This is a genomic window from Pseudoalteromonas luteoviolacea NCIMB 1944 (assembly GCF_001625565.1).
Lineage (GTDB): Bacteria > Pseudomonadota > Gammaproteobacteria > Enterobacterales > Alteromonadaceae > Pseudoalteromonas > Pseudoalteromonas luteoviolacea_F.
The window spans coordinates 18,950-31,418 of sequence record NZ_AUXS01000031.1; the positions used below are offsets into that span (position 1 = coordinate 18,950).

The following is a 12,469-nucleotide window of genomic DNA, read 5'->3' on the forward strand; positions in this document are numbered from 1 at the left end:
CTATGTTGAATGAGATGCTATTTGAGGGCTATATTTTCTGCAATGCAAAGGATGTAATTAATTGTGATCAGTTAAAGTCTAAAGTCGCTCTTAATGCAGTGGTGTAAGACAGGTAAACAAGCTACAATTCGCGCTTTGTATTACAAGATGAGAATCACCGTGACTGCATCCCGTCAACTGTTAGAGTGCTTGAATAGTGCATTTCTACAAGCTTCAACTTTGGAGCAATATGCCGACAAAGTGGTACAACAGCACTTAATGATGAATGCTGCTTGGACTATTGAACAACGCGCATATTTTGTTACAACTCTCTACAATATGATCCGCTTCAGTCGCAAATTGTGCTGGGCCATCGGGCGCAGCGATTTAATGGACTCCTTCTCTCAGTTAACTGCTGCTGATGTATGGAATATATGGGGGGCGTATACATTATTGAATGAGCAATCGCTACCGGATTTTCCTGAAGTATCTTCTCTAAACTTAGCTGAGGTCCAATCGGCATTGTCATCTGCACCGCAAGATGTAATGTTAAGTATGCCTACTTGGTTACATGAGCGAGCAAACGAAGAGCTGGGTGATATCTGGCCAACGGTAGCGACCGCATTAAATCAGAGCGCGGAGCATTTTATCCGAGTCAATTCTCTTAAAAGTGATGCCTTGTCACTGACAAAGAGTTTAGCCAAAGAGCAGATCAAAGCAGTGCCAGTAGACGGTTTGCAAAATGCGCTCAAAGTCGAACAAATGGGTTACCTTTTCCGTACTGATGCCTTTCAACAAGGGCACTTTGAAATGCAAGATGCTGGATCTCAACAATTGGCTACGTTGCTTGATGTACAACCTGGTATGAAAGTGGTTGATGCATGTGCGGGAGCAGGGGGCAAGAGTTTACATATTGCGGCACTATTAGAAAATAAAGGGCGTGTGTTGTCACTAGATATTCATCAACACAAGTTAGACACTTTAAAAAAGCGCGCAAAACGTGCAGGCTCCCATGTCATTGAAACACGTCTGATCCAAAACAGTAAAACGATAAAGCGACAAAAGGAAAAGTTCGATCGTGTATTATTGGACGTGCCATGCTCTGGTACTGGTATTTTTCGACGAAATCCAGATGCGAAATGGCATTTAACAGAAAAAAATATCGAAAACCTAGTCGCTTTGCAGCAAGATATTTTACAACGTTATAGTCAAATGTGTCGCGTGGGTGGCAAGCTTGTTTATGCAACGTGTTCCATTTTACCATCTGAAAATGCGAATCAGGTTGAAAGGTTTTTAGCCAATAACCCAAATTGGCGTCTAGAAAAAGAACTGAGCTTAATGCCCGGGGTTAGCTCTGCGTTTGACGGTTTTTACGGCGCATTGCTGGTTAAAAATGATAATTCATAGTGCATTGGGTTGAAGTTTTGATAGTTTGACCCAACAGACATAAATACAAGTTATTAAGCATGTGCTATGTGAGTACTGCCAACATTTTATTCGTTAAAGGTTTGAGAATGAATCCAATCATTTCATTGCTAAAAGAGCACAATATTTCTGATGAACAAATTAAAGAGGTATTTCAGGCATTAACTGAAAACCCTTTGATGGCTATGGCGACTGTGCAGCAGCTTGCTATTCCACCTGAAAAGTTACAGCAGCTCATGGGGTTGGTTATGCAAAACCCGGGTTTGATTAAAGAAGCGGTTGCTGAGCTAGGGCTTGATTATTCGAAAGTCGAAGCTGCAAAAGCGCAGTTGAACAAGTAGCCCTATTTGGGTCCATCTTGTTGTCGCAATAAAAACCGCTTAAAAAGGCTTTTATTGCGATACATTAAAATGAATATTGTGCTTTGAGGGAGGCATAGCGCCCACGCCCACCGCCGTATGCACTGTGAAAGTTACCATTTCCGCCAATAATAAAGGGCCCTTTGTTATCGAAGAGGTTATGAACGCCTCCGGTAAAGGTTAACACTCTCGTTGAGCTGAGCTGATGTCGATATGAGGCATTGAGCGCGTGAGTGGTGAATGAAGGGAGATCATTACCCCAGAGCAATTCAGGGGCTTCAACACAAGAATCTATACTTCTCATACAATTTTCGGTGTTAATGGCCATACTATTGAGCCAATTTTGATACACTCGTTTGCTACGTTTTATCGGCCCTTTGTAATATGTGCTCCAACGAACTCGCCAATCTTTTTTTTGCCAAACAACAGAAGCAGTAGCCGTATCTTCAAATATATTGTGATCTAAATAACCTTCGTGAGCTTCATACTTGTTCTCTTGCATGCTTGAAGACACTAGAGCGTGTTCTATAACATGATTCCAAGTGAGATTGAAATTAAATTGCCCAAGATTGTTGAGTGGGAAAATATATTGGGCGGTTACATCATAGCCCTTAGTGATCAGCTCATTGGCATTGGTCAAGCGTTGTTTTAGTTCAATAATTTGCCCGTCTTGGTCTCTCTTTATATCTTGACACAGGTGGTTTTCGGTACTATTTGAATCATTGCTTTGATAGCACTGCATCATGATATCGTGATGTGACAACGTGGTGATCACATCTTCGATTTTTATCTGATATAAACTGGCGCTGAGGGTCAAATTTGGGGTGGCTTGTGGAGTTACAACAACGTCTATAGTAGATGTGTATGCGGTTTCAGGCTTTAAAAACGGATTACCTATGTTAGGTGAGTAGCTATTGTTATTGTCATGGAACACGCCGTCTCGCGCGATGGCCGATTGTATTCCTGCGTTTTTTCGGCAGTTTTCGTGTCCAGCCTTTATTGAAGTGGCTGTCACGCCATCACAAATATCATAAAACGCGTTGTAATCACCTCTAATGGGCGACATTAACTCGGTGATGGTAGGGGCACGCATTGCTTTTGCCCAGTTTAATTTGAATGAATAGCTTGATGTGGGTTGATAGTTCAAACCAAGATTATAGCTTTGAATTAACCCCATTTTTGCCCAACTGTAATCTGCAGCACGTGCTGAGAGTGATAGATTTAAATGTTTGGCAAACGGGAGATCATTGAGAAGTGGGACGGATAGTTCGGTAAATACTTCATAGCTAGAAACATCGCCTGAAAAGTTCGGTATATAATTGAATGTAACGCCGCCATTTGGGACATTTGTCGACACTGATTGTGTGTCTTTGCGATAATCAAAACCGAAAACCGCATTTACTGGACCACTTGGCAATACCGCAAGGGGGCCAGAGACATTTGCTGAAAGCGAAACTAGAGAGATCTCAGTGTCTAGGGTTGGATTAGCTCTAATGTAATCGGCCGCTGCGCCACTTATTGTCCCTTCTCCAAACAAATTGATGGGAACACACCCTGACTTTCTTGCTTCTGGGTCCTGACAACGTATTGAGCCATCTTCGAGTAGTTCTACAGTTAAGGCCTGCCTAACATTGGCAACTCTTATCTCATTAAATCGAGTTTGCTTTTGCTTAAACATACCGTAGCCGATGGCTGCATCCCACTGCCAGTCATTGGTGAAAAAACCATTGAGACCAGCCCAAGCACGAGTGGTTTCCCTCGTGTTGTCATTGGTGACGAAACCGACCTCGTGAAATAAGCGATCCCACTTGATATCGACTTGGTTGGCTTGTGCACGGATCTGGGGAGGAACAAAAGGGTTATCAAAGGGGATTGCCCCAATACAATCAGAACCGAACTGCTGCTGGGATGGATTGAAGGTGATGACCATATCACATTCATCTTCGTTTTCCGGTGATTTTATATTGTGGGCATCATTTTGGCTGTGGTGTATTTGCAAGTAAGCGCGATTGTCTAAATTAAAATCAAGCTCGCTTTTTATAGCTATATTGAGCTGCTTATTTGGGATTTTTAATTTATTAAATTGATTATAGTGTATACCGTGCGCTTCTTCTTGCCAGTCTTGGCGCAAAGTTTGACCGTCATACCAAAAGCCAGAGTTTGGTTGAAAGCTGCTGGTTTCATTGAACACGCCGCCGGGTAACGCGTCACTTAGTGAAGTCCATTCTGATTGTTCGATGTCACGCATACACCGATAAGCAGTTCGATGATGGTTATCATATGTGGCTGTAAGCATGGTATTGCACATTCTTTTATGATCATAACGCCAATCATCTTGCTGTTGTGCGCGAGACCTATCCCAATAATCTAAGCCAAATTGTTCCAAATATGAGGTGCTCAGCAATAGCATACCTTGTCCATCCGCGAAGTGCGTGCCGATATCTCCATTAAAGGCGACTTCACGATCGCCGCCAGATGTACTTTCTCCGAAGCGCACTGAAAATGACATGTCGTCTTTCGCCTGTTTGGTCAGGATATTGACAACACCGGATATTGCGCCTGAACCATAGGCAGCGGAAGCACCTCCGGTGATGATCTCAACTCGTTCAATTATGCCTTTGGGCAAAGTTGATAGGCTGACTAAATCTCCGGAATAGCTGTTAGAAACGACCCTGCGGCCGTCAATCAATGTAAGTGTACGGTTGAGCCCTAAACCGCGTAGGTCGATGGTAGAGAGCCCGGTGTTGTGAGTACTATTTTGAGAATTAGAGTGACTGATCCCTTCATTTATTTGCGGTACTTCACTGACTAAAACTTCTGATAGTGAGGAAAATGCAGAATGATCAATCGCGTTATCTGAAATAGTCACGAGTGTATGTGTACTGTGGTTTCGCCCCTGCGTTAGGTGAGAGCCGGTGACAGCTATGCGCTCGATATCGGTATGGTTTGTATGACCCTGCCTTTTGATTGTCGAGGAGAGTTCAGGTACAGATATATCGCTTGCTTTACATATGCAACTTACGCCTATCGCCATAGAGAAAGCAGCTATGTTAGGTTTTTTACTAGATAACACTAAACTTCCTTAATCACACAAATTAGTCAGTAAAAAATCAAACATTGAGTCGATGTACATGGCAACACGCTCAACATCCATGACTCAAGAGATCGTATTGCAATCTATCAACTGTTTATTAATTTATAATTATATGTTTATTAAATGTGAATTAAAAGTGCGTTAAGATGAGAAAAATGAGCGTAATCATGTTTGGGGTGTTTTTATATAGAAGGTATTTTTCAGAAGTAATGCGATAAGAAAAAATGATATATAGAAACGATAAAAGGGCCATATAGGCCCTTTGGTGAAGTATCGTTCAAGTTAGTATGGTTACCCTAACCCCTTAAGGCAACCAACCAATTGTTTTGCAAAAGCGGCATATCTCGTTAAGTTTCTAAGCTAGCGAGAGGAAAAAACCTGCTATTGCTGCGCTCATTAGGTTAGCCATTGACCCTGCTAAAACCGCCCTGAGCCCTAAGCGTGCGATATCCTTTCGACGACTAGGGGCCATACCGCCTAGTCCACCTAGTAAAATTGCAATCGACGACAGGTTAGCAAATCCACATAACGCAAATGTGACAATTGCTTGAGTATGTTCAGATAACCCATCGCGATAATTCATAAAGTCTAAGTAAGCAACAAATTCGTTGACTACTAATTTCTGGCCAATAAAGCTACCAGCAGTTACAGCTTCTGCCCACGGTACACCAATCATCCAAGCAACCGGTGCAAAGACATAGCCTAAAATCTCTTGCAATGTCAGCTCTGGGTGATTAAACCAGCTGCCGATGCCGCCAAGTAAACCGTTCATCAGCGCGATTAAAGCTACAAAAGCTAATAGCATCGCACCGACATTCAGTGCTAAGTGCATACCACTTGAAGCACCAGCCGCAGCTGCGTCAATGACGTTAACAGGCTTGTCTTCGCCACTGTCTACTTCAGCTAGATTTTCTTTGGTTTTTTCTGTTTCAGGCACAATCATCTTGGCCATTAAAAAACCACCTGGCGCGGCCATAAAGCTTGCTGCAATTAGGTATTTTAAATCTACGCCAATCGCAACATAACCAGCCATAACTGAGCCAGCTACGGTTGCAAGACCACCTACCATGACGGCAAATAATTCTGACTGAGTCATTTTGGGAATGAATGGCTTCACAATCAGAGGTGCTTCAGTCTGACCCACGAAGATATTCGCGGTTGCAGACAAAGACTCTGGGCGTGATGTTTTAAGCAGTTTTTGTAATCCACCACCTAAAATTTTAATTATCCATTCCATAATCCCTACGTGGTATAAAACACCAACCAGCGCAGAGAAAAATACAATTACAGGTAGCACCTGAATTGCAAATACAAATCCAATTGTTTCTTGAGCGGCCAGAGGGCCGAATAAGAAGCTGATCCCGTCATTGGCATAACCAATAACCGATGACACAGCAGCGGACATTGCCGCCAGTGCGTTTTTACCTGCTTCTATAAATAGTACAAAGCCGCCGATAACGACTTGCATTAAAAATGCGATGCCTACAGTTCTTTTGTTTATTGCGCTGCGGTTCGTTGAAGCCGCGAAAGCAATACCTAGTAGCATCATCATGCCGACTAGGCTCATTATTGTTGTCATGCCAAAATGTTCCCGTTTTATTCTTGCAGCAAATATTTTATTTTACTTTTAATAATATCAATCGCAACGCGATTCATACCGCCACGGGTCACGACCAAGTCGGCATTGTGCTTCGATGGTTCGATAAATTGATAAAACATCGGCCTTACCGTTGCTTGATACTGCTCAACAACAGAAGAAATGCTTCTGCCTCTGTGCTCGATATCACGCTGCATACGACGTAATAAACAAATATCAAGCGGGGTATCAATAAATACCTTTATATCAAATTCTTCTATTAATGCTGGGTCGCTTAACAGTAAAATCCCTTCGACAATTAAAATTTTTGCCGGATTCACTGTACGCGTCTCACTACTGCGTGTGTGTTGAGCATAATCATAAGTCGGGACTTGTACTGATTTACCTAGACGTAACTGTCCAAGGTGCTCTTTCATCAACGCATGCTCAAACGCATCCGGATGGTCATAATTTGTTTGAGTTCTATGCTCAAATGGCAAATGCGATTGATCTTTATAGTAAGCATCTTCTTCTATAACAGCAATAGTGCCTGACTCAAGTTCATTCACTAGCTCGTTATATATAGTTTGACTAAAAAGAGACTTACCGGACGCAGAAGCGCCAGCTATGGCTATAATTGTTCGTGTCACTAAAGTTCACACCCAGCTATTGTTAACGTTGGAAGATCACAATAGCAAAAAAGACACGATTAATCTCTTTTGCCTCGCTTAAGGATCAAATTTAAATGTTTTGGTCTATTCAAAACAGGACTTATGTCCTCTGGTATAACCAGATTTTTTATTTATTTAAAATGGGTACTAATAAGATTTATTATGGTTTTGTGACAGCGGACTAATGTCCTGTACGATATATTTAGGTAGCAATAAAGTAACGACCTCTGGGAGCACAAGTGCTTTATAAAAACAAAATACGGCCCAGACAAAAGATGAGAGGTGATATATGGCAAGAGCAATTATATTAATGGCAGATAGCCTTGGAATTGGAGCAGCACCAGATGCAGATAAATTTGGTGATGTAGGGGCCAATACGCTAGCTCATCTTTTGCAAGCATATAAAGAGGAAAAAGGAGAAGCGTTAGCAATCCCTAATTTGAGCAAACTAGGATTGGTTGATGCCTGTGAAGCCGCAGGTGGTGAGACCTGTCAAGTGTCTGAGCGTCAGCATCCTACAGCTGCATGGGGTTATGCAAAAGAGCTTTCGAGTGGTAAAGATACACCGTCTGGTCATTGGGAGATGGCAGGCGTACCGGTTTTATTTGACTGGGGTTACTTTCCAAATACTCAGCCTTGTTTCCCGCAAGAATTCATAGAAGAACTGTGTAAAAGAGCAGACATCCCGGGCATTTTAGGGAATTGTTACGGCTCTGGCACAGTGATTTTAGAGCAACTGGGTGAGGAGCATGTCAAAACCGGCATGCCAATTTGTTACACCTCAGTTGACAGTGTATTTCAAATAGCCGCTCATGAGCAGTCATTTGGCCTAGAAAAGCTTTATCAAGTATGTGAAATCGCACGGGCACTGCTTGATGAAATGAACATAGGTAGAGTGATTGCGCGGCCGTTTATAGGCACTTCGAGTGCCGACTTTATTCGTACAGGTAATCGTCGCGATTACTCTGTGTTGCCACCGGCGCCAACTGTGTTAGACAAGTTAGCTGCCAATGGTGGTGAGGTGATCAGCATTGGTAAAATTGCAGATATTTATGCACACCAAGGTATCACTCAAAAACATAAAGCGCCTGGTTTAATGAATTTACTGAATAAAACCAGTGAAGTGATTGACTCAGCGCCAGACAACAGTTTGATCTTCACTAATTTAGTGGACTTTGATGAAAAGTTTGGTCATCGACGCAATGCCGTCGGTTATGCCGAGGCGTTAGCTGAATTCGACGCGTATTTGCCGACGATATTGGGCAAACTACAAGATGACGATGTGCTGATTATAACTGCGGACCATGGTTGCGACCCTACAGCACCTGGTACCGACCACACAAGAGAATATGTGCCTGTATTGGCATACCGTAATGGAATGAACAATACTCCATTAGGTGAAAGAAACAGCTTCGCAGACATAGGTCAAACGCTTGCCCAGTGGTTTAACCTTGAAGCATTAGAATATGGTGACGGCTTTGCCGACAAGTTGGTTACAGCTTAAGTTAAAGGAAACATGTTATGAGTACTCCGCATATTAATGCAAACCCAGGTGATTTTGCTGAAACGGTATTGATGCCTGGTGATCCACTACGTGCAAAGTATATTGCTGAGAACTTCTTAGAAGACGCTCGCCAAGTTACTGACGTTCGTAACATGTTTGGATTTACTGGTACATATAAAGGTAAACCAGTGAGCATTATGGGCTCAGGTATGGGTATTCCATCAATGTCTATTTATGCTCGAGAGTTAATTGTAAGCTTTGGTGTTAAAAACCTAATACGTATTGGTACGTGTGGCGGGATCAGCCAAGACACAAAAATCCGCGATGTGATTTTTGCACAAGGTGCAAGTACGGACTCAAACGTAAACAGAGCACGTGTACGTGGCTACGATATGGCTGCTATTGCTGACTTTGGATTACTTGAAAATGGCGTTAATGCAGCAAGAAAGCTAGGTATTGATGCAAAAGTAGGTAACGTATTTACAACAGATACATTTTATCAAGCTGACGCAAGTTTCTATCAAGAGTTAGACAAGTTAGGTGTCCTAGCTGTAGATATGGAAACTGCGGGTATGTACGGTGTTGCAGCGGAATACGGTGCAAAAGCAATGGCATTATTTACGGTAAGCGACCACGTAATCACAGGCGAAGCAACGCCACCTGAAGAGCGTCAAAGCACGTTCAATGAAATGGTTAAAATTGCATTAGAATCAATTTAATTTAAAGCAGTGTTATTGCAACGCTGCTTGAACAGTTCCTTGGTAACGTAATCGCAGAGTTTTGGAGACACGCCTAAAACAAAGCGAATCACACCCAAAAAGCCGCACCTAGTGCGGCTTTTTTTTATTTTTAAATTAAAGAGTTGGTCGCTGTTTTGTTCCATTTATGGTACAAATCTACTTCCTTTTATATTTGGGAATAAAATAGAGAAATAATATGATTAAACATGCTGCTGCAATGGTACTTGGCAGTGCCGCTTTTTTTTCACAGGCAAATACATGTATTAAAAGTGGATGTACTGATATTGTGGAAACTTTGTTTGTCAACGAGGGTGGTCAGATATACGTTGGAACGCCTGGAAACGAAAAGCTGGCAAATTGTAGCCCGGTAGAAGGGACTTATTTTACGATTTCAAATAGTAGTACGAACAGGCAAGAAATATACTCTTTGTTGCTGACTGCATACTCTATGCGAGAGCGTGTGCAACTTCGAGTAAAAGAAGGCACCACTGGTTGTACGATAGCTTATGCTCGAGTTGATGAGCGTTGGTAACTTGATTCTAAACGTTTGACTTCATAAGAGAGATCTACAAATTGAATATACTGTTCTGCGTGGCTGTGTCATATTCGCCATAGTTTAGTTCGTTATTTGCCCGCAGTTTTTAGGGTTTCTAGTCGATTTTCGTATTTAAATCAATGTTTCTAAAAATGCAATGTTGTACTATGGTTAACTCATTAAAGCGATTCGACAAACCGAATGAAGTACTTAAATTACCTGCTGGCGATGTTATTGATCACACACAGTGATGTATTCGCCACTGAAATATCGGCTTCAAAATTTGAAGTCGATCCCAAAGAAGTGAAACACCTTGCACTAAATTACCCAACTCAAGCAGTTGAATACTATAAAAAGAATTCAGCGAAATTGTTGCAATTAAACAGTGCTGAGGCTCTTTCTATTTATAGTAGTTTACTCGCTGCGGCGAGTAAGGTTCAGGATATAGAATTAATTGAAGAGCTAGCACAACACCTTTCAGACGAGCGACTCGTGCCTTACAGCCAGCCTTACACGTTCACTGTAGTAAATGTGATAGGTGTAGCCTATCGCCTAATTGGACAACTTGATGATGCGATTAAAACCTATAAGTGTGCACTAAAGCACAGTCAAAATAACGTAGAAAAAATGACTGCTAAGGTTAATTTGGCCATCGCTTATCGTATGGATAATCAACCTGCTATTAGTTTTCAAATTCTGCAAAGTGTTGATGAAGCGATACTCAATGGAAGAAGAAAAGCCGGTTTATTAGTGGTTAAAGGCAATACTGCAATTGTGTTGGGTGACTCCAAGTCTGCTGTTGAATACTTTATTGCGGCTCGACAATATTACCTGATGGACAATCATCACCGCAATGCGACACGAGTAACTGTTAATTTACTTGGCGCGGCGTTGATTGAAAGGAAGGTTGCATTGTATGAAAACTATCGTGAAAAATTACGCGCTACATCTGATACTTATTTACCTGAAAGTGATAAACACTATTTAAAGTGGCTGGATCTCATGTCTCAGAGCGTCAAGTCTAATGTGATCTCAGAGCAGGTGGCCAATTATACAAATCGTCATGTGGATTTATTGCTCAAAGGTGGTTACGAAAACCCAGTTCGTATGATCCTCAAGTCACTCAACGCTGAATTTCTCATCCCGCAGGAACCAACAAAACGACCTTTGAATAAAAAGTTGCGAGCTAATTTGGCAAAACGATGGTGTCAGGATCTTTGACAAGCTTGCATTCTATGCCATTGTTTTAGTATATGCATTTATTGTGGTGCAGGTATGTCAAACTGGGTAATTGGAAAAGTTATTGAAGTAAATTGGTGGACGCCTAGCTTATTTAGTATAAAAGTAGCGGCCGATATAGAAGGGTTTAAAGCAGGTCAATTTACAAAACTGGCACTGGATATCGATGGCAAACGGGTTGCGCGAGCATATTCATTTGTGAATTCGCCAGCTGACCCGCTACTGGAGTTTTTTTTAATAGAAGTCCAAAATGGGTCTCTATCTGAAAGGCTTGCTCAGCTAAGTGAAGGTGATGACCTGTGGGTTTATAACAAACCTTCAGGCTATTTTGTTTTAGATGAAGTACCGCCAGGAGAGACCCTTTGGATGTTGTCGACCGGTACTGCTGTGGGCCCATTTTTGTCAATTATCGGTGATGGAAAGTTGTGGAAACAGTTTGACCGAGTTGTATTGGTACACGGTGTTAGACTAAATACTGATCTGTGTTATCAAGATTTGATCCGTGCAACCGAAAAGCTTTTCCCGCAATTTACTTATGTCCCTTTGGTAAGCCGTGAAAAACCTGAAAATGGGCTGAGTGGCAGGGTAACTGATATTCTGAAAAATAATCAGTTGGTGGAGTACTGCAACATGACATCTATGCCACAAAATAGTCACTTTATGCTTTGTGGTAACCCAGATATGGTAAAAGACACAGTAACTCTATTGCAGGAAATGGGGTTTAAAAAACATCGCAGGGCTGAGCCTGGCCATATTACGGTAGAACAATACTGGTGATCTGAATGCGCGCTTAACTGTATTACATTTTATAAACTTGGTATACTTACTTGCCCGTACCAAATAGGGGGAAGTATGAGGTATATCGTTTTTTTTGTACTCAGCTTAAGTTCTTGGCTTGCATTCGCAAACCCTGCATTTGAAGACAAGGCTAGTGAGTACAACCTGCAAAAGTCTGAACAAGAAAAAGCGGCTGAAGCAGTCATTGATAAGTTAATTTTGGCATATAATAAACAAAATATTCGTCAGTTTTTGGCACTTTACGATGATGATGTTGAGTTTTATATGTACCCGCAAACACTGATGTTTAAGGGGAAAAAGCAATTAATCAAACGCTACGGCTTGATGTTTGAAAAAATGCAGTGTTTGAAATCAACGTCAATAAAAAGAATTACAAATGGCAATATTGTGATAGATCATGAAACTTCTGAGATTTGCACACAAAAGCCAGATGTTGTGGATAAGCGCTCGGAGTTCGTTACGAGCTACCAGATTGAAGAAGGCAAAATTAAAAAAGTGGTCTTTTTTAGGTAAAGTGCACCATTCTTAACTGGACTCCGCTTAAATGAA

The 12,469-nt window shown here is 41.7% G+C and carries 11 protein-coding genes; 8 read left to right on the top strand and 3 right to left on the bottom strand.

Annotated features, from left to right (window positions below):
• Positions 1-93 precede the first annotated feature (93 nt).
• Positions 94-1,386, top strand: a complete 1,293-nt coding sequence (locus N483_RS11295; RefSeq protein ID WP_023398395.1) for an RsmB/NOP family class I SAM-dependent RNA methyltransferase — start codon at positions 94-96, stop codon at positions 1,384-1,386.
• Positions 1,387-1,493: 107 nt separating this feature from the next.
• The gene (locus tag N483_RS11300) at positions 1,494-1,745 is read left to right on the top strand and encodes a DUF2999 family protein (RefSeq protein ID WP_023398396.1); all 252 of its coding nucleotides are present in this window, start codon (positions 1,494-1,496) and stop codon (positions 1,743-1,745) included.
• Positions 1,746-1,809: 64 nt separating this feature from the next.
• Here N483_RS11300 and N483_RS11305 read toward each other — a convergent pair whose 3' ends face one another.
• The 3 genes from N483_RS11305 to udk all read right to left on the bottom strand — a co-directional run bounded on the left by N483_RS11305 (position 1,810) and on the right by udk (position 7,083).
• Positions 1,810-4,836, bottom strand: coding sequence for a TonB-dependent receptor domain-containing protein (locus N483_RS11305; RefSeq protein ID WP_023398397.1), 3,027 nt, complete (start codon positions 4,834-4,836; stop codon positions 1,810-1,812).
• 376 nt (positions 4,837-5,212) lie between these two features.
• Positions 5,213-6,436 (bottom strand): NupC/NupG family nucleoside CNT transporter, encoded by a 1,224-nt coding sequence (locus tag N483_RS11310; RefSeq protein ID WP_023398399.1) that lies wholly within the window; start codon positions 6,434-6,436, stop codon positions 5,213-5,215.
• Positions 6,437-6,453: 17 nt separating this feature from the next.
• Positions 6,454-7,083 carry a uridine kinase gene (gene udk / locus N483_RS11315; protein ID WP_023398400.1) on the bottom strand — a complete coding sequence of 210 codons (630 nt, stop codon included), beginning with the start codon at positions 7,081-7,083 and terminating at the stop codon, positions 6,454-6,456.
• Positions 7,084-7,393: 310 nt separating this feature from the next.
• Between udk and N483_RS11320 the strand changes: the two genes are divergently transcribed.
• The 6 genes from N483_RS11320 to N483_RS11345 all read left to right on the top strand — a co-directional run bounded on the left by N483_RS11320 (position 7,394) and on the right by N483_RS11345 (position 12,433).
• The gene (locus tag N483_RS11320) at positions 7,394-8,608 is read left to right on the top strand and encodes a phosphopentomutase (RefSeq protein ID WP_023398402.1); all 1,215 of its coding nucleotides are present in this window, start codon (positions 7,394-7,396) and stop codon (positions 8,606-8,608) included.
• A gap of 17 nt (positions 8,609-8,625) precedes the next feature.
• Entirely contained in the window at positions 8,626-9,327 is a 702-nt protein-coding gene (gene deoD / locus N483_RS11325) for a purine-nucleoside phosphorylase (protein ID WP_023398403.1), read from the top strand.
• Positions 9,328-9,544: 217 nt separating this feature from the next.
• Positions 9,545-9,880, top strand: coding sequence for a hypothetical protein (locus N483_RS11330; RefSeq protein WP_023398404.1), 336 nt, complete (start codon positions 9,545-9,547; stop codon positions 9,878-9,880).
• A 204-nt stretch (positions 9,881-10,084) separates the two neighbouring features.
• Positions 10,085-11,104, top strand: a complete 1,020-nt coding sequence (locus N483_RS11335; RefSeq protein ID WP_023398405.1) for a tetratricopeptide repeat protein — start codon at positions 10,085-10,087, stop codon at positions 11,102-11,104.
• 54 nt (positions 11,105-11,158) lie between these two features.
• Complete coding sequence (locus N483_RS11340; protein ID WP_023398406.1) at positions 11,159-11,899, top strand: ferredoxin--NADP reductase; 741 nt, start codon at positions 11,159-11,161, stop codon at positions 11,897-11,899.
• Positions 11,900-11,974: 75 nt separating this feature from the next.
• Positions 11,975-12,433 carry a nuclear transport factor 2 family protein gene (locus N483_RS11345; RefSeq protein ID WP_023398407.1) on the top strand — a complete coding sequence of 153 codons (459 nt, stop codon included), beginning with the start codon at positions 11,975-11,977 and terminating at the stop codon, positions 12,431-12,433.
• The last annotated feature ends 36 nt before the right edge of the window (positions 12,434-12,469 follow it).

What these genes read in the sequence shown, in the direction of transcription:
- N483_RS11295 (WP_023398395.1), top strand. Translation starts at nt 94, where the DNA reads ATGCAGTGGTGTAAGACAGGTAAACAAGCTACAATTCGCGCTTTGTAT.
- N483_RS11300 (WP_023398396.1), top strand. Translation starts at nt 1,494, where the DNA reads ATGAATCCAATCATTTCATTGCTAAAAGAGCACAATATTTCTGATGAA.
- N483_RS11310 (WP_023398399.1), bottom strand. Translation starts at nt 6,436, where the DNA reads ATGACAACAATAATGAGCCTAGTCGGCATGATGATGCTACTAGGTATT.
- N483_RS11320 (WP_023398402.1), top strand. Translation starts at nt 7,394, where the DNA reads ATGGCAAGAGCAATTATATTAATGGCAGATAGCCTTGGAATTGGAGCA.
- deoD (WP_023398403.1), top strand. Translation starts at nt 8,626, where the DNA reads ATGAGTACTCCGCATATTAATGCAAACCCAGGTGATTTTGCTGAAACG.
- N483_RS11330 (WP_023398404.1), top strand. Translation starts at nt 9,545, where the DNA reads ATGATTAAACATGCTGCTGCAATGGTACTTGGCAGTGCCGCTTTTTTT.
- N483_RS11335 (WP_023398405.1), top strand. Translation starts at nt 10,085, where the DNA reads ATGAAGTACTTAAATTACCTGCTGGCGATGTTATTGATCACACACAGT.
- N483_RS11340 (WP_023398406.1), top strand. Translation starts at nt 11,159, where the DNA reads ATGTCAAACTGGGTAATTGGAAAAGTTATTGAAGTAAATTGGTGGACG.
- N483_RS11345 (WP_023398407.1), top strand. Translation starts at nt 11,975, where the DNA reads ATGAGGTATATCGTTTTTTTTGTACTCAGCTTAAGTTCTTGGCTTGCA.